The sequence below is a fragment of the Paenibacillus sp. SC116 genome, from assembly GCF_024733555.1.
Taxonomy (GTDB): Bacteria; Bacillota; Bacilli; order Paenibacillales; family Paenibacillaceae; genus Paenibacillus_B.
The window spans coordinates 17,762-35,633 of record NZ_JANIOF010000001.1; the positions used below are offsets into that span (position 1 = coordinate 17,762).

The 17,872-nt window shown below is 42.7% G+C and carries 15 protein-coding genes; 14 read left to right on the forward strand and 1 reads right to left on the reverse strand.

Features of this window, described 5'->3' with window-relative positions; all coding sequences use genetic code 11:
* Nucleotides 1–21 precede the first annotated feature (21 nt).
* The gene (locus NQ117_RS00030; protein WP_258275990.1) at nucleotides 22–477 is read left to right on the forward strand and encodes a WapI family immunity protein; all 456 of its coding nucleotides are present in this window, start codon (nucleotides 22–24) and stop codon (nucleotides 475–477) included.
* A gap of 22 nt (nucleotides 478–499) precedes the next feature.
* Nucleotides 500–868: a VOC family protein gene (locus NQ117_RS00035; RefSeq protein WP_258275991.1), complete on the forward strand. Its 369-nt coding sequence runs from the start codon at nucleotides 500–502 to the stop codon at nucleotides 866–868.
* A 70-nt stretch (nucleotides 869–938) separates the two neighbouring features.
* On the opposite strand, the gene NQ117_RS00040 is transcribed toward NQ117_RS00035, so the two are convergent.
* Nucleotides 939–1,502 carry a GNAT family N-acetyltransferase gene (locus NQ117_RS00040; RefSeq protein WP_258275992.1) on the reverse strand — a complete coding sequence of 188 codons (564 nt, stop codon included), beginning with the start codon at nucleotides 1,500–1,502 and terminating at the stop codon, nucleotides 939–941.
* Nucleotides 1,503–1,869: 367 nt separating this feature from the next.
* On the opposite strand from NQ117_RS00040, the gene NQ117_RS00045 reads away from it, so the two are divergent.
* The 12 genes from NQ117_RS00045 (at nucleotide 1,870) to NQ117_RS00100 (ending at nucleotide 17,806) form a co-directional block, all read left to right on the forward strand.
* Nucleotides 1,870–3,723, forward strand: coding sequence for an assimilatory sulfite reductase (NADPH) flavoprotein subunit (locus tag NQ117_RS00045; protein ID WP_258278111.1), 1,854 nt, complete (start codon nucleotides 1,870–1,872; stop codon nucleotides 3,721–3,723).
* Between the two features lie 75 nt (nucleotides 3,724–3,798).
* Nucleotides 3,799–5,532 (forward strand): assimilatory sulfite reductase (NADPH) hemoprotein subunit, encoded by a 1,734-nt coding sequence (gene cysI, locus NQ117_RS00050; RefSeq protein WP_258275993.1) that lies wholly within the window; start codon nucleotides 3,799–3,801, stop codon nucleotides 5,530–5,532.
* A gap of 200 nt (nucleotides 5,533–5,732) precedes the next feature.
* On the forward strand, nucleotides 5,733–8,423 hold the full coding sequence (locus tag NQ117_RS00055) for a winged helix-turn-helix domain-containing protein (RefSeq protein WP_258275994.1): 2,691 nt from the start codon (nucleotides 5,733–5,735) through the stop codon (nucleotides 8,421–8,423).
* A 97-nt stretch (nucleotides 8,424–8,520) separates the two neighbouring features.
* Nucleotides 8,521–9,453 carry an NAD(P)-dependent alcohol dehydrogenase gene (locus NQ117_RS00060; RefSeq protein WP_258275995.1) on the forward strand — a complete coding sequence of 311 codons (933 nt, stop codon included), beginning with the start codon at nucleotides 8,521–8,523 and terminating at the stop codon, nucleotides 9,451–9,453.
* 206 nt (nucleotides 9,454–9,659) lie between these two features.
* Nucleotides 9,660–10,163, forward strand: a complete 504-nt coding sequence (locus NQ117_RS00065; protein ID WP_258275996.1) for a GNAT family N-acetyltransferase — start codon at nucleotides 9,660–9,662, stop codon at nucleotides 10,161–10,163.
* 70 nt (nucleotides 10,164–10,233) lie between these two features.
* Nucleotides 10,234–10,827 carry an HD domain-containing protein gene (locus tag NQ117_RS00070; RefSeq protein ID WP_258278112.1) on the forward strand — a complete coding sequence of 198 codons (594 nt, stop codon included), beginning with the start codon at nucleotides 10,234–10,236 and terminating at the stop codon, nucleotides 10,825–10,827.
* Nucleotides 10,828–10,914: 87 nt separating this feature from the next.
* Nucleotides 10,915–11,385, forward strand: coding sequence for a GNAT family N-acetyltransferase (locus NQ117_RS00075; RefSeq protein WP_258275997.1), 471 nt, complete (start codon nucleotides 10,915–10,917; stop codon nucleotides 11,383–11,385).
* 19 nt (nucleotides 11,386–11,404) lie between these two features.
* Nucleotides 11,405–11,728, forward strand: a complete 324-nt coding sequence (locus NQ117_RS00080) for an alpha/beta fold hydrolase (RefSeq protein WP_258275998.1) — start codon at nucleotides 11,405–11,407, stop codon at nucleotides 11,726–11,728.
* 1,168 nt (nucleotides 11,729–12,896) lie between these two features.
* Complete coding sequence (locus tag NQ117_RS00085; RefSeq protein ID WP_258275999.1) at nucleotides 12,897–13,454, forward strand: glycerol-3-phosphate responsive antiterminator; 558 nt, start codon at nucleotides 12,897–12,899, stop codon at nucleotides 13,452–13,454.
* Nucleotides 13,455–13,648: 194 nt separating this feature from the next.
* The gene (locus NQ117_RS00090; protein ID WP_258276000.1) at nucleotides 13,649–14,446 is read left to right on the forward strand and encodes an MIP/aquaporin family protein; all 798 of its coding nucleotides are present in this window, start codon (nucleotides 13,649–13,651) and stop codon (nucleotides 14,444–14,446) included.
* A 51-nt stretch (nucleotides 14,447–14,497) separates the two neighbouring features.
* Nucleotides 14,498–15,988, forward strand: coding sequence for a glycerol kinase GlpK (glpK, locus tag NQ117_RS00095; RefSeq protein ID WP_258276001.1), 1,491 nt, complete (start codon nucleotides 14,498–14,500; stop codon nucleotides 15,986–15,988).
* A gap of 156 nt (nucleotides 15,989–16,144) precedes the next feature.
* On the forward strand, nucleotides 16,145–17,806 hold the full coding sequence (locus NQ117_RS00100; protein ID WP_258278113.1) for a glycerol-3-phosphate dehydrogenase/oxidase: 1,662 nt from the start codon (nucleotides 16,145–16,147) through the stop codon (nucleotides 17,804–17,806).
* The last annotated feature ends 66 nt before the right edge of the window (nucleotides 17,807–17,872 follow it).

The window sequence follows — 17,872 nt, forward strand, 5'->3', positions numbered from 1 at the left end:
CAAAAGTGAGAGGTTATCCAAATGGACAAAGTGCAAATTTATGGAGAGAATAATCAGTACATAACTATCGAATTACATAATATCTATGGTATCCCAGATGAAACTAGTTATTTGGGAGGCTATGAAGCTGAGGGAATCATTAGCATTAAGAGTGGTGGTTTCTTTGGATCGGGAGATGTATGGGTATCTACTGGACAGCTATTTGAATTAAAAAATAGGATACAAGAAATTTATGATAGGTGTAGTGGCGAAGTTATACTTGTAACAAGTGGAGCTGAATTTGAAATGAATATGAAAATGGAGGAGAGAGGAAGAGTATGTATTGCGGGTAGGTACAAAGAGTCTTATGCAAGTGATAATGAACTAACGTTTAGCTTTGAATCGGATCAAAGCTATTTAGTAAGGACGATAGAAGAGCTTAATGAAATCGCATTAAAATACGGTGGAATGGAAGGATTAAGGTCACAGAATAAGTAAAAAGAAAGGTGACGATTAGGTAATGAACACGAACCGTGTTACTCCCATATTTAGAATATTCGACGAGCATAAGGCGAAAGAATTTTATCTTGAATTTTTAGGTTTTCAATTAGACTGGGAACACCGATATGAGAGTGACTTTCCATTATACATGCAGATTTCTAATAACAAATTAACTTTGCATTTAACGGAGCATTACGGGGATTGCTCACCTGGATCTGCAATTCGAATAGAGATTACAGGAATAGAGGAGTTTCATCAAACTTTATTAAACAAGAACTATAAATACTCACGACCAGGAATCGAAGCAACTGAATGGGATACGCAAGAAGTGCGAATTGTTGACCCTTTCGGAAATAAGCTTACTTTTTTTGAAGAGTTGAATCGTTAAAGAAGAGAAGCAAAGGGGCAAATGCAGCGATGCCCCTTGTTTACACAATCCTGCTTATGACGAGTACTGATTATTTCTGAAACTCTGAGCGTAACAAGCTGTATACCCACATATCTCGGCACTCATTTGTGACACTATGGCATTCATACTGTCGTAAATAGCCTTCTTCTTTGAAATTGAACTTGTTGAGCATTTCCTTGGAACCCATATTCTCATCACTAACAAATGCTTGAATTCTTACTAATCCCAACTGATTAAACCCTAACGCCAGAACCTCTTGTAATGCTTCCGACATAATTCCACGACGCCAATACGTTTCGGATAATTCATAGCCAACCTCAGCTCTAACATCTTCAATCTCGGTTAAAAAGATCGTTCCGATAATCGTATCGGTTTCTTTATCAGCAATTGCAAACCGTATAAGCCACCCGTCATGGTATCCCTTATTCCAAAATTCAATCACTTTATAGCTGTCTTCCAACGTCTCGGGTCCATTCCAATCCAGATAGCGGTATACATTTTCATTTGAATAATAGTTTAATAGTTCTGGAGCATCTTCGGATCTTAATTTTCGTAATCTAATTCTCTTCGTTTCTATCTCTGGAAATGAATGAAATATGGCTGCGAAATTCATAAATGTCTCCTTGTCACATGGTTAGGAATGAAATGAATGTTATCGAAATCATAATCTAATTTAATGGGCCAAAATGGAATTTAAATAAGCATATCATCTTAGATGTTTTCTGTACATTTTTCGGACAATCATCCTGATTTGGACTTTAATCAGGGCAGTCACTTCATTGATTTAAGTAAATATTTCAATGAACGCGCCTTGCGAAATAGCGATTTATAATGAAAAGTAATTGATGATTTCAAAAACTCTTATATACAAATTTTGAGAAATAGATTGAACCGTGCTTGATACTGAGTTAGTATAATGAAAGATAAAACAAAGTAACGTAGTCGGAATTAAAGAGATTGATGTGAGGTGGAGGATGTTGTTGCAACTACAGGTGACGAATAGTCCGTTTACAGCCGAGCAGGCAGAGCTACTAAATAAGCTGCTCCCGACGTTGACGGAAGGCCAGATGAATTGGCTTGGGGGATATTTAGCTTTTTATCGTGCAGGAAATGTAACGACCGCAGCATCGGAATTGGCGGTTAGCCAAGTCGTGGAGGTACCAGTACCAGCCGCAGCAGTTGTAGCTCAAGAGCCGCGCGAAGCGACGATTTTATTCGGGTCGCAGACAGGGAATTCGCAAAGACTTGCGGGAAGGTTGGCAGATAAGCTGAAAGGTGAAGGCTTTGAGGTTACACTGTCCGCAATGAACAAGTATAAGACGAATAACCTGAAGAAAGCAGGCTATTTGTTTATCGTTGTTAGTACGCATGGTGAGGGAGACCCGCCAGATAACGCGCTGACGCTGCATGAATTTTTGAACAGTAAACGTGCGCCTAAGCTAGATGGAATAAAGTTCTCTGTTCTTGCGCTAGGTGACACATCCTATGAGTTTTTCTGCAAAACAGGCCAAGACTTTGACACGAAGCTCGCAGAGCTTGGAGCAGAGCGGATCGTGGATCGCGTAGATTGCGATGTGGATTTTGAAGACGCTGCTGCTGGCTGGATCGCAGCTGTGAATAGTGCAGTCAGCGCTGTTGCGACATCGGTATCTCCACAAGGAATAGCGAATGTAGCATCAATTGCTGCTCCTGCTGCTGTTGAATCTGAATATTCACGCACGAATCCGTTTATGGCGGAAGTATTGGAAAATTTAAATTTGAACGGCCAAGGTTCGGATCGTGAAACACGCCATCTGGAGCTGTCTCTTGAAGGTTCAGGTCTTACGTATGAGCCGGGCGATGCGGTTGGTGTGTATCCACAAAACGATCCAGCTTTAGTTGATGATATAATTTCGTTCCTGAAATGGAATCCGCAAGAGTCTGTTGTAACTGGAAAAGCAGGCGAAACTTCTACCCTACGCGAAGCGCTTCTTCACCATTATGAAATTACCGTATTAACAAAGCCTTTACTTGAAAAAGCAGTTGCCTTCTCTGGAAACGGAAAATTGGCTGACCTGTTTAAGCCAGAAAATAAAGAAGAGTTAAAAGCATATACGAATGGACGCGATCTATTGGATTTGCTTCGTGATTACGGTCCATGGACATTCAAGGCTGGGGATGTTGGGAATATACTACGTAAGCTTCCACCGCGTTTGTATTCCATTGCTAGCAGTGTGAATTCCCATCCGGAGGAAGTCCATCTCACGATTCGTAAAGTAGAATACGAGGCACATGGTCGTGCTCGCAAAGGCGTGTGCTCTGTGTACACATCTGAAAGAATTGAGGCGGGCGACAAGCTGCCGATTTTCATTCAGCAAAATCCAAACTTTAAGCCGCCAGTTAATCCGGATACGTCTGTTATTATGGTGGGGCCAGGCACAGGTGTTGCACCGTTCCGCGCATTCCTTGAGGATCGTGAGGAGTCTGGGGCAGCGGGTCAAACATGGTTATTCTATGGCGATCGTCATTTCGTGACAGATTTCTTGTACCAAACGGATTGGCAGCGCATGCATAATGACGGTGTGCTGACGAAGCTTGATGTAGCATTCTCCAGAGATTCAGATGAGAAAGTTTATGTACAGCATAGGATGTTGGAAAATGGCGAGGAGCTCTACAAGTGGTTGGAAAATGGCGCTCACCTATACGTCTGCGGTGATGAGAAGTATATGGCGCATGATGTTCAATCTGCATTGCTTACGATCATTTCGCAATACGGTGGCAAGTCCACGGAAGCAGCAGCTGCATATTTAGCTGATCTGCAAGAACAAGGGCGTTACCAACGAGACGTATATTAAGAGATAGAGTTAAAGCGACTTATTTATAGATATAAACGGGTACGAACCGATCATGGGATAAAGGAGCTAACAGCAATGGCAAAAAAACTAAAAGTACAGCCAATTGGTGGGCCACCGAGTGACGTCGAACAGCTAAAAGACGAAAGTAATTATTTGCGCGGTTCGTTAGTTGAATCGCTGTCCAACCGTATTACAGGCGGATTGCCTGAATTGGACAATCGTCTTCTCAAATTCCACGGCAGCTATATGCAAGATGACCGTGACTACCGCAACGAGCGTGAAAAGCAAAAGTTGGAGCCATACTTTCAATTTATGCTTCGTATCGTTACACCTGGCGGTGTATCGACACCGGAGCAATGGCTTGTTATGGATGAGCTGGCTGAGAAATATGGAACAGGCAGCCTTCGTGTCACGACACGTCAAGCATTCCAACTGCATGGCGTATTGAAGTGGAATTTGAAAAAAACGATTCAAGAAATCAATGAAGCTTTGCTTACTACTTTGGCTGCTTGCGGTGACGTTAGCCGTAACGTTATGTGTAATCCGAACCCTTACCAATCGGACATTCACAACGAGGTCTTTTATTGGTCGCAGCAACTGACGACACATTTGGCGCCTAAAACACCTGCGTATCATGAGATTTGGTTGGATGGTGAGAAGGTTGTAGACAGCTCGGAGCAACATGGTACGCCTGTTGAGGTAGAACCGATTTACGGGCATGTGTACTTGCCGCGTAAGTTTAAGATTGGTATTGCTGTACCTCCATCGAACGATGTGGATGTATACTCGCAGGATCTTGGATATATTGCGATTGTTGAAAATGATAAACTTGTTGGTTTTAACGTTTGTGTTGGCGGAGGCATGGGCATGACACATGGGGATACAGCCACGTACCCGCAGTTGGCTCGTGTTATCGGCTTCATTACGCCAGACCAGGTACTTGATGTAGCAGAGAAAACGGTCATGATTCAGCGCGATTACGGCAACCGTTCTGTGCGGAAAAACGCTCGATTCAAATATACAGTCGATCGCCATGGCTTGGACTGGTTTGTTGAAGAATTGCATGAGCGCTTGGGCTGGGAGCTTCAGCCTGCACGCGAGTTCTTCTTTGAAAATACAGGCGACCGCTATGGCTGGATTAAAGGCAAGGATGGCAAATGGAATTTAACGCTGTATGTGCAAAGCGGGCGCATCGTGGACATCGAAGGCTATAAGCTGAAGACGGCTTTGCGTGAAATAGCTAAAATTCATACGGGAGATTTCCGTCTGACCGCGAATCAGAATTTGATCATTGCCAACGTAAGCAGCCAGAAGAAGACGAAAATCGTTGCGCTGCTTAAGGAATATGGCATTGAAGAGGGAACGCAGTATTCAGCTCTTCGCCGCAGCGCGTTGTCTTGCGTAGCATTACCGACATGTGGTCTTGCGATGGCAGAGGCAGAACGTTATTTGCCAACGCTAATTGATAAGTTGGAGCCTGTTATGGAGCAAGCGGGCCTGCGAGATGAAGAAATTAACATCCGTATGACAGGCTGCCCGAACGGTTGCGCACGTCCTGCATTGGGCGAGATCGCGTTTATCGGCAAGTCGCCTGGCAAGTACAACATGTATATGGGCGCTGGCTTCTCAGGGGATCGCTTGAGCAAGCTGTTCCGTGAGAACATTGGCGAAGAGGAAATTATTGATACGCTTACGCCAATTATTAACCGCTATGCGGCTGAGCGTGATAAAGGCGAGCATTTTGGTGACTTCGTCATTCGTGCTGGCTATGTAAAAGCGGTTACGGACGGAACGAACTTCCACGATTAATATATATGATAGCGAAGGCGATGCAGTGAAGTACTGCATCGCCTTTTCATTTGCATTTTTACGCACATCAGAGATGATATTTTGTTTCAGCGCATGGAGGAGGACTTACCTTACAAGGTAAATACGTACGAACTATCGAACATAATATGACGTATCACTTATCCAAGCGCTGCATCATACAGCGAAGAATGGTGGTTATTATGGATTCTTCAATGATATCGACAAAACTGTATATACCGCAGACAAGGTCACCTCTTGTGAGACGGACACGATTAACTGAGACATTGGAAAAAGGTGTGCAAAACAAATTAACTTTGGTATCTGCCTCTGCTGGTTATGGTAAAACAACGTTGGTCAGCAATTGGCTTACTTATTGTGATCGTCCTGCCGCTTGGTTGTCGTTGGATGAAGGGGATAACGATCTGGCACGATTTTTTCAATATCTCTTTGCTGCGTTGAAGAAGATGAGTAATAGGGATGAGGATACAGCGGGAGGGATGGATATTGTTCACTCTTCTCAGCTTCCTCCGATAGAAGTGTTGCTATCTACGTTCATTCATAAAATGATATCTATTACAGCTGAAAAAGACCACTTCATCGTGCTGGATGATTACCATGTTATTCAATCAGAAGCAATTCATCATGCGGTTGATCTTCTAATTGAACGTATGCCTATCCATATGCATGTAGTAATCATTACTCGGAACGATCCGCCTTTATCGTTGGCACGTTTACGTGTTCGAAATCAAATGACAGAAATACGAGTATCGGATTTACGGTTTACTCAACCCGAAGCAGCCGAGTTTTTGGAGAATGCTATGGGCGTGCATCTTTCTCCAGAACAAACCGTGCTGCTGGAAAGTCGAACGGAAGGCTGGATTGCAGGATTGCAACTAGCTGCTCTTTCAATTAAGGAGCAAAAAAATGTTTCGAATTTCCTTTCATCTTTCACGGGCAACCACCGTTTTATACTGGATTATTTAGTTGAAGAAGTGTTGAAACAGCAGTCTGTTAACATTCAGCATTTTTTGCTGCGAACATCCATTCTTGACCGATTATGTGGTCCCCTGTGTGAGGCAATTTTGCAGTCGGGAGAGGGAGAACGAAGCGAACACGATGCTTCTGGGCAAGAAATGCTGGAATATCTCGAACGGTCCAATTTATTCATCGTGCCGTTGGATCATGAGCGCCGTTGGTATCGTTATCACCATTTGTTTGCCGATTTACTGCGGCAGCGTCTCCTTCAGTATGTAGATTCCACTACTAGACAGGTAGATCAAGATATTGCAATCATGCATCAGCGGGCTAGCGAATGGTATGAAAATCATAACTTTGAGCTAGAAGCTTTTCATCATGCTGTAGCTGCTGATGATATCGAGCGTGCTGCTCACTTATTAGAAGGAAAGGGAATGCCTCTGCTGTTTCGAGGAGCCCTAATTCCTGCATTGAAATGGTTAGATTCACTTCCACGTAAGGAGCTCGATGCAAGACCTGTATTGTGGGTGTTGTACGCATCTTCGCTGATAATGAGCGGTCGTATAACGGAAGTGGAATCCAAGCTGAAAGCTGCCGAACATGCAATGCACATTACAGTGCAAGATCAAACTAGCAATGATCTTCTCGGTCATATTGCATCGATTCGCGCCACAATAGCTCTGAGCAAACATGAGGTAGAGACGATTCTCCTCGAGTCTAATCGAGCTTTAAAATACTTACACCCAGACAACCTGCCTATTCGTACAGCCGCAAGTTGGTCGTTGGGATATGCCTATCAATTGCAAGGGGACCGAACTGCTGCCAGCAAGGCATATATGGAAGCTTTGACTAATAGTAAGAAGCTGGGCCATGTAATTATCACCATCATGGCTTCGCTTGGTCTTGGCATGATACAGGAAGGTGAAAATCAACTGCATATGGCGGCTGAAACGTATCACTGGGTTCTAAATCAAATAGGTGATATGCCAATGCCAGCTGTGTGCGAAGCATATCTGGGTCTGGCTCGTATTTGCTATGAATGGAATGATCTAGATACTGCTTTGCATCACGTTCAATTAAGTATTCAACTGGCGAAACAGCTTGAGCAGACGGATAGAGCGGTTGCAGGAGAACTAGTTTTGGCACAGATAAAACTTGCACAAGGAGATGTAGGAGGGGTAGCAGCGATCTTATCGAGAGCGGAACATATAGCGACCCAGAACCATTTTATACTTCAGATTCTACGTATTGCTGAGGCGCAAGTTCATGTGATGATTCAACAAGAGCACTTATCAGCAGCAGGCATATTGTCGCAAAAATATGACCTTCCACTAAGCCGAGCGCGAATATACTTGGCTCAAGGTGATACTGCTGCGGCATTAGCCATTTTGGAATCAGCTATACAGAAGGTGGAGGCAAAGGATTTAAAGGATGAACGGCTCAAAATTTTTATCCTCATGGCCATTGCTCTATATGCACATGGTGAGAAAACAAAGGCTTTGGAAGCTTTAAGAGAAGCTTTAACGATGGCAGAGCCTAGTGGATTTATTCGTCTTTTTCTTGACGAAGGAAAGTCCATGAAAATTCTTCTAGGCGAAGCGGTTGTTCATAGAATCATGCCTGACTACACAGTTAAACTACTAGCTCATTTTGATAATGAGGAACAGATTCATAAATCTGCATCGAATATTCAATTACAATCCATACCAGATCGAGGACTTATTGAGCCGTTGAGCGTAAGAGAATTGGAAGTACTGCATCTTATTGCGCAAGGACTATCGAATCATGAAATTAGTGAACGGTTATTTATCGCATTAACTACAGTCAAAGGGCATAATCGTGTAATCTTTGATAAGCTGCAAGTAAAACGCCGCACCGAAGCTGTGGCACGTGCTCGCCAGCTAGGCCTGATATAAAAGGAGATCCGCATTTCAAAACCATACTTTAGTATCTGCATATAGCTATCACATTGACGCTATACTCATGGCAAAAACGAATTTCAGGAGGACGCCAATGAGAGCCGTCGTATGCACGAAGTATGGATCACCCGATGTATTGGAGCTTAAAGAAGTAATGAAACCTTTGCCAAAGGATAATGAAATACAGATTAAAGTCTATGCCACAACGGTAGCGACAGGGGATTGTAGAATTCGCAGCTTTAAAAGTCCGCCTTTACTCTGGTTAGCTATGCGAATTGTTCTGGGCTTTACGAAACCGAGAAATCCCATTTTAGGAGTGGAGCTAGCAGGGGAAGTCGAAGCAGTAGGTAAAAACGTAAAGCGATTCAAAAAAGGCGATCAAGTTTATGCCCTAAGTGGGATGCGCTGTGGTGCCCATGCCGAGTATATTTGCCTGTCTGAGGATGCAGTAATCGCATTAAAGCCAAACAATGCAACCTACGAGGAAGCCGCTGTTATTCCTTTCGGAGGAACTACTGCATTGCATTTTTTTAGAAAAGGAAATATCCAAGTTGGTATGAAAGTTCTTATTTATGGAGCATCAGGGTCTGTAGGTACGGCCGCTGTGCAGCTTGCAAAATATTATGGAGCAGAAGTTACTGGGGTGTGCAGCGGTAGAAATGTTGACTTAGTACAATCACTCGGCGCGGATCATGTCATAGATTACACGAAAGAGGATTTTATAGGAAGTGCAGACCGATACGATATTATTTTCGATGCGATTGGAAAGATCAAAAAGTCCCATTGCATAAAAGTTCTGGCGCCAAATGGGAAGTTCTTGACCGTCGATGGACTGGGGATTGCCAAAGTCAGTGCAGATGATTTAATTTTCCTTAAAGAGTTGATGGAGAAAGGAAAAGTGAAAGCTGTCATAGATAGGCGCTATTCACTCGAACAAGTTCCCGAGGCACACCGATATGTAGAAACAGGGCGCAAAAGAGGCAATGTGGTTGTTCATGTACACCCTACGCATAAAGAAATACAATAACGAAATACACAAGTTCGAAGCTCTTCATTACTGGTTGTAATTTAGAGATTCGGACTTTTTTTGTCTTGAAATTAATAGCGGAAATCTTAAGTTTGTATGCAATAGAAACGAGCTATGATAAAATTTGGATGTTATAATTTGTTAAAATTAATATATTCTATTCCCTATTAGATGAAATGCTACCTCAATACGAAAGGTTGAACGCGATGATGACATATCACTTTTACCCAATGAACAAAGAACATGCTGCCACGATCTGTACTTGGGAATACGCTGATCCATACTCTATATACAGCATGGATGATAGCAATGAATGTATTTGTGAACTTATGAATGATGAGTACTTTTGCGCACTAGATAGCGATAACCAATTAGTAGGCTTTATTTGTATCGGGAATCCGGCTCGTGTTCCAGGAGGGTACCCTGTCGGTATTTATGAACATCAGGATCGAGTAGACATCGGATTAGGACTTAGACCTGATTGTACAGGTGGAGGTAACGGTTTAGAGTTCTTGCTGCAAGGCATTGATTATTTGAAACAGAATACGAACGTGCTCAAACTTCAACTTGTTGTCGCAACATTTAATGAAAGAGCGATCAAAGTCTATGAGCGTGCTGGATTTGTTCGAGGAATGCGTTTTATGAGCAGAGTTGGGAATAACCAAGCTGAGTTTTTGTCGATGACATTATCTATGAAAGAACGTCTGTAATATGGAGAAAGACAAGACGAGAAAGGAAATTGTGACACAGAAAATCAAGATAATCCAAAGACATCATAGAATGAAAGAAGATCTCGATTTCAATAGTCAGCTCCGCTTTCTGATCGAATTAGATAAACTCAAAACTATTGAAAGAAAAACTAAACTTATCAATGGTTCACGTCACGAGAATGATGCGGAACATTCGTGGCACCTTGCTATGATGGCACTTATTTTATATCAACATTCCAATCAAGAAATTGATCTGTTTAAAGTGATAAAAATGCTGCTCATTCATGATATCGTAGAAATTGATGCTGGTGATACTTTTGCCTATGACACTGCTGGGCATCATGATAAGTTTGAGCGAGAGCTGCGAGCGGCCACTCGAATATTTGGTTTGCTCCCAGAGGATCAAGGGAAGGACCTTATAGATTTATGGCTTGAATATGATCGTAAGGAATCGAAAGAGGCAAAGTTCGCAGTATCGTTGGATAGTTTGCAACCGTTAATACATAATTATTTAAATCAAGGTAAAACGTGGAAGAAACACGGCATCACAAGCGAAAAAGTGTTAGATCGAAATCGTAAAATAGCAAAAGGTTCCGAAAGGTTATGGGAGTATGCGCAGGAAATGATAGAGAAATCAATAGAGGAAGGATATTTAAGTAAATAATGCAATGGAGATCGACTGCACATATACGTAGTAGGGATTTATACTGCTTTGTATTTTACAATTTACCTAAACTACAGAGAGTGGGAAATGACCATGAAGCTTCGCTTAACGAATGCTGATGATATTGAACAACTTGTAAGAATGCGATGGGACTTTACAAATGAATATAGTCACAAAAAGTTCGAAGAGGATGCATATGAGGAGTTTGCTTTGGAGTGCAGAGCATTTATGCAAGATGCCCTCGATTCTGATAAATGGTTTATTTGGGTTGCGGAGCAAGAAGGTCTTATTCTTTCGCATATTTATATTGAATTAATCGATAAGGTACCTAGGCCGGGTAGAAAGACGAATCCTTTTATTTATATGACCAATGTGTACACGCTGCCTGAGCATAGAGGGAAGAGAATCGGAGCTCAATTATTGAAAAAGATTGAAGAGTGGGCACGTGCGAATCATTATGAATTTATTATCGTATGGCCAAGTGAATGGAGTGTAGAGTTTTATGAACGCAATGGCTATAAACTGTGTAAGGAGCCAATGGAGTTGATGCTAGATTAAGTTCAAGGAGGAATTTGTTTTGAAACTGCTGTCCAAAACCGCGACTCATAATGGTCTAAACATTCATTTTCTTGATTCCATTATTGAAGCTGATCCTGAACTAACTCCCATCGTCGTATGCCCAGGCTTGTCTGAAACAGCCGAAGAATACATAGACTTGTTAGAATTTCTATTTCCGCGAAGAGGGATCGTACTATCGTTTAGAGGAAGAGGACAAAGCCAAACACCACAAATAGGGTATGACCTTGAACATCATGTATCTGACATTGAATCTGTTGTGAAAGAATCAGGTGTTGCGTATTTTCATCTATTGCGTATTCTCGTGGCGTATCTTATGCGCTAGAATACGCAAACCAAAACTCCAAGCAAATTGCATCTCTAATCATCGAAGATTATCCTTCCGAACATAAAGCGATGCCCTTGCAGTGGGCAAATGATTACATTGAAAATTATTTAATTCCATTTCAGAGAGATACTCATATTCGTGAAGAGGCGGTTCGAGGCATTCAAGGCGAATCGACTCAAAAGTCGATACATGTTAATTTCGATCGGCCGGTACTTGTGGCTAGAGGTTTATTGGAAGGTTCATTAATAACTGATGATGATCTTGAGAGGTATAAGAAACAATTTCCCCATTTACAACTCCATGAGTTCGCTAACAGTGGACACGACATTTGCAGAACAGAGAAATCAGCTTTCTATAAAGCTGTAAAAGATTTTTTAAGCTAGATTGGATATCGTAACAGCAAAAGGGAACGTTAATAAGCACTATGCATGGGTACAAAAATAACAGGAGATGAACGAACTGATACACGCTTGTGACGGTCTCACGATTATTACAAGCACAGGCGTCGGATCTCGGGTTGCGAGGCGAGACGGGGCAACTCTCGAGAAGCTTTTGTTGCACGTTGGTGCTTTTTCTAACGAACGCCATTGACGTTATTTATACGAAATCACCCATAATTAAATTTTAACGGTTGTAGAAGAGCTTATTTTAGCAATTTTGGTGAGTTACATTGCTAAATCCGGCAAATAAGCACTCTGACATCCGTTACATTTCAAAATAAGTAAATGTAAGTAGGTTAGCCTCTGTGACAACCGTTAAGTGCATTGCAATGTGCTGCGCAGGCAATTTCCTTGTTAACAACACTTTTGCCTTCTTATGTTTGAATGGCTATGGAATAGTTGAGTTGTGAAATCGTCTCTTCTTTAAGGACAAGAAGGCGGTTATTTGGTATGAGTGATTTTCAAAAATGGCGAATCAGCAGTTGTGTTACTTATAAATGAATAAAACACAGCGGAGAAAGGAATAGTGGTTATTAGTTAGTGATTACCCCTTGATTATTGATTATTAACCACTCAACATACACTCATCCCTTTAAATGATTGGGCTATTCCAAATTATACAATTGCAACCAACATCCATTTCCTGGTGTATACGGAAGTCATTGCTCCATGTATAATGATACACATAATTTTAGCGCTGGTCGATTAAAGGGGAACAAAGACAGATGGTATTTTATAAACAACGAGTATTGCCTGCTTCCAGACAAATGAAAGACTTAGAAAAAGCGATTGCGTCTCCATATGAGTATCTTATCCTGTTGGATATTCACGTTGCTCAGTTAAAGCATGCCGTTGATATGGTGCACAAAGCGGACAAGAAGCTGCTGCTGCACTTGGATTTAATTCAAGGTTTGCAAAGCGATGCTTATGCCACGGAATATTTGTGCCAAGAGTACCGTCCGTATGGCATATTGTCTACGAAAGGGAATGTCATTCAGCGTGCGAAGCAAAAAGGGGTTGTCGCTGTTCAGCGCATGTTTCTGATTGATAATAGTGCGTTGGAGAAGAGTTATAAGCTGCTTGAAAAGACACAGCCTGATGTCATTGAAGTGCTCCCAGGAGGAATGCCGGATGTCATTCGCAAAGTCAAAGAAAATACACAATTGCCGATTGTTGCTGGCGGATTTATATCTACGAGAGAAGATGTGGAGCGTGCACTAGGTGCCGGAGCGGAAGCTGTAACAACATCGAACAAGCAATTGTGGACATACTATGAAAAATAGTGATTGACAACGCTTACAAATATGAATAAACTATGAATTAAGTTAATACTTGTTACGGAGACTTGGAGATCTACTTTCAGAACACATTTATCCTCTCAAGGGATAAGATGTGTACTCGATCGTGGGTCTCTTTTTGCATTCTCCTTAACAGAATATATTGTAACAACAGTGAGGATTTTACAGGAGGGCTAATTATGTCAGCATTTTGGGCAGAAGTAATTGGAACGATGATTTTAATCGCGCTTGGCGGCGGCGTCTGCGCGGGTGTATCGCTTAAAAAATCTTTTGCTGCCAATTCAGGTTGGATCGTTATTACGTTAGGTTGGGGTTTGGCTGTAGCAGTAGCTGCCTATTCCGTCGGTTCGTTTAGCGGAGCGCACTTGAATCCAGCTCTTACAGTCGGACTAGCCTTCACGGGAAGCTTCCCGTGGGCGGATGTACCATCTTATATTGTCGCACAATTGATAGGTGCTATATTGGGAGCTGTACTTGTATACTTACATTACTTGCCGCACTGGAAAGTAACCGAAGATCCAGCTACCAAATTAGGTGTTTTCGCAACAGGTCCTGCTATTAATCATCCGTTCTCAAACGTGATTAGTGAAATGATTGGTACCTTTATTCTCGTCCTTGGCATATTGGCAATTGGTGCAAACAAATTTGCAGATGGATTGAATCCGTTTATCGTCGGCTTTTTAATCGTTAGTATCGGCTTGTCGCTTGGTGGTACAACCGGTTATGCAATCAACCCGGCACGTGACTTGGGTCCAAGGATTGCACACTTCTTGCTTCCGATCCCAGGTAAGGGTGGTTCGAATTGGAAGTATGCATGGGTTCCTGTAGTAGGACCATTGCTAGGTGGTTCTCTTGGCGGGTTATTTTATAAAAATGTGTTTCTAGGTGAGCCTGATTCCATGTTGTGGTTGGTGTTAGGAATAGCGGTTGTTGTTCTAATTGGAGCACAGCTCCTTTCAAAACGAACAGCAAACTAAGTGCATAGCAAAACTTATTGAATTGTCAAACAATACAGGGGGGAATCTTGTATGGAAAAATATATTTTGTCATTGGATCAAGGAACAACAAGCTCGCGTGCTATTTTGTTTAATAAAGAAGGGCATATTGTACACACAGCACAGAAAGAATTTACACAAATCTTTCCTGAGCCAGGTTGGGTTGAGCATAACGCACAAGAAATTTGGGGAACGATCCTATCTGTAATTGCGACATGTCTGATCGAGTCCGGTGTGAAGCCGAGCCAGATTGCAGGGATCGGAATTACGAATCAACGTGAGACGACAGTGGTATGGGATAAACAATCCGGTCGTCCTGTATATAATGCGATTGTATGGCAATCACGCCAAACGAAATCGATTTGTGATGAGCTGAAAGAAGCAGGTCACAGTGAGTTGTTCCGTTCGAAGACAGGCCTGCTTATTGATTCTTACTTCTCAGGCACAAAAGTAAAATGGATTCTCGATAATGTTGAAGGTGCTCGTGAAAAAGCGGAGCGCGGCGAATTGCTGTTCGGTACAATTGATACATGGTTAATTTGGAAGCTGACGGACGGCAACGTTCATGTTACTGATTACAGTAACGCTTCACGTACGTTGATGTACAACATTCATGAGCTGCGTTGGGATGATGAGCTGCTTGAATTGCTCACGATTCCGAAACAGATGCTTCCAGAAGTTCGTTCTTCTTCTGAAGTTTATGGTGAAACGGTTGATTTCCATTTCTTTGGGGAAAGCATCCCGATTGCCGGTGCAGCGGGTGATCAACAAGCTGCGTTGTTCGGTCAGGCTTGCTTTAACAAAGGCATGGCTAAAAATACGTATGGCACAGGTTGTTTCATGCTTATGAATACAGGTGAGCAAGCGGTTCAATCTTCGCATGGGTTATTGACGACGATTGCTTGGGGAATTGACGGCAAGGTGGAATATGCGTTAGAGGGCAGTGTGTTCGTTGCTGGTTCGGCTGTACAATGGCTGCGTGATGGTTTGCGTATGATTAAGGAATCGAAAGACAGTGAATTGTATGCAAGTAAAGTGGATACAACAGATGGTGTCTATGTCGTTCCTGCATTTGTAGGACTTGGCACACCTTATTGGGATAGCGAAGTGAAAGGTGCTGTATTCGGTTTGACGCGCGGTACGTCTAAGGAGCATTTCATTCGTGCAACGCTAGAGTCTCTCGCTTATCAGACAAAGGATGTGCTGCAAGCGATGGAAGCGGACTCTGCGATTGAGCTTACAACGTTGCGTGTAGATGGTGGCGCGGTCCAAAATAACTTCTTGATGCAGTTCCAGAGTGATATGTTAAATGTCCCGGTTGAATGTCCGAAAGTATACGAGACAACTGCGCTTGGAGCGGCTTATCTTGCAGGTCTTGCTGTTGGATACTGGGACAGCCGTGAGGAAATTGCGGCTCAATGGAGTATTGATCGTACGTTTAATCCATCTATGGAAGAAGAACGGCGTGATGAATTGTATGGTGGTTGGAAGAAAGCTATTTCCGCAACAAAAGTGTTTAAATAAATTAATTATTATGTTATTATAATTACAAGTTAATATTTGATTCGGTTGGAGAATAGAGAAGCCGCAATTGCACTGTCGTCTTGTGTATAGACTATAGTGTTATTGCGGCTTTTGTTATTTCGGTCACCGATTGCTCAGGAGGTCATACAGATGAAGATGGAGTTTAACGCGGCAGGGCGTCACGATATATTACAAGCTATGAAAGAGCAGCCTCTCGATGTGATCGTAATCGGCGGTGGTATTACAGGAGCTGGCATTGCACTAGATGCATCGACACGGGGTCTTAACACAGCATTATTTGAAATGCAGGACTTTGCAGCAGGCACATCAAGTCGCTCGACGAAACTTGTACACGGCGGGCTGCGCTACTTGAAGCAATTTGATGTAAAAACAGTAGCTGAAGTCGGAAAAGAGCGTGCCATCGTATATGAAAATGGTCCGCATGTTACGACACCAGAGTGGATGCTGCTTCCGTTTCACAGCGGTGGGACGTTTGGCAAGTTCAGTACGTCGATCGGCTTGCGCGTCTATGACTTTTTGGCAGGTGTAAAACGTAGTGAACGTCGGCGTATGTTTACGGATAAAGAGACGATTGAGCGTGAACCCCTGCTGAAGCGAGAAGGCTTAAAAGGCGGCGGTTATTATGTTGAATATCGGACAGATGATGCGCGTTTGACGATTGAAGTCATGAAGGAAGCGGTAAGCAAAGGTGCAAAAGCACTGAACTATATGAAAGTAGAGTCGTTTTTGTACAAAGAAGGCAAAGTTTCAGGTGTTCTTGTGCGTGATCAGTTGGATGGTCAGCCATACGAGTTGTATGCAAATAAAATTATTAATGCAGCTGGGCCATGGGTGGATGTCCTTCGAGAACAAGATGGATCGCGTACAGGCAAGCGTCTTCAAATGTCTAAAGGTGTTCACCTTGTCATCGATCAGTCGAAGTTTCCGCTGAAGCAAGCGATATATTTTGATACACCCGATAAACGCATGGTATTTGCGATTCCGCGTGACGGAAAGACATACGTGGGCACGACAGATACATTTTATAAAGCTAATCCGGTTCATCCAGTAATGACAGCAGAAGATCGTAAGTACATTATGGATGCGATTCATTACATGTTCCCTACGGTTAAACTTACTGTGGAAGATATTGAATCGAGTTGGGCGGGGGTTAGACCGCTGATTTATGAAGAAGGAAAAAATGCGTCTGAAATTTCTCGCAGAGATGAAATATGGCAGTCTCCTTCTGGCCTAATTACGATTGCTGGTGGAAAATTGACAGGTTATCGAAAGATGGCGGAGACGATTGTTAATTTGGTGACTAAGCTCATTCATGAGCAAGATGGACGTTCGTTTGCGGCAGCAACAACGAAACAAATGCCGATCTCAGGCGGCGATGTTGGCGGCTCTGCTTCGTTTCCTGCATTTGTAAGCAAGAAGACAGCTGAAGGTGTAAAGCAAGGTTTGGACGAAAAGTTGGCCAAGCGTTGGGCTCAATTTTACGGTTCCAATGTAGAGCTTGTATTTGAGTTGGCACGTGCCTGTGCGGTTGATTTGAAGCAATTGGATCTTCCGATTGATGTACTCGTACCGCTCGTATATGCAATGCAGCATGAGATGACGGTGAAGCCGGATGATTTCTTTGTTCGCCGTACAGGTGCGGTGTTCTTTAATATTGCATGGGTGAGACGTTGGAAACAGCCAGTAATCGACTATATGGCTGCAGCGCAAGGTTGGACTGAGGAGCAGAAAGTACGTTACACAGAAGAGCTAGAGCAAAGTTTAGAACGCGCAGTAACTCCACAGATCGAAGCGTAATTGCTGTAAAATGCAGTATTCATACAGGTAAATTGTACAACGCCAAGTTCTCATTTTGCGAGCTTG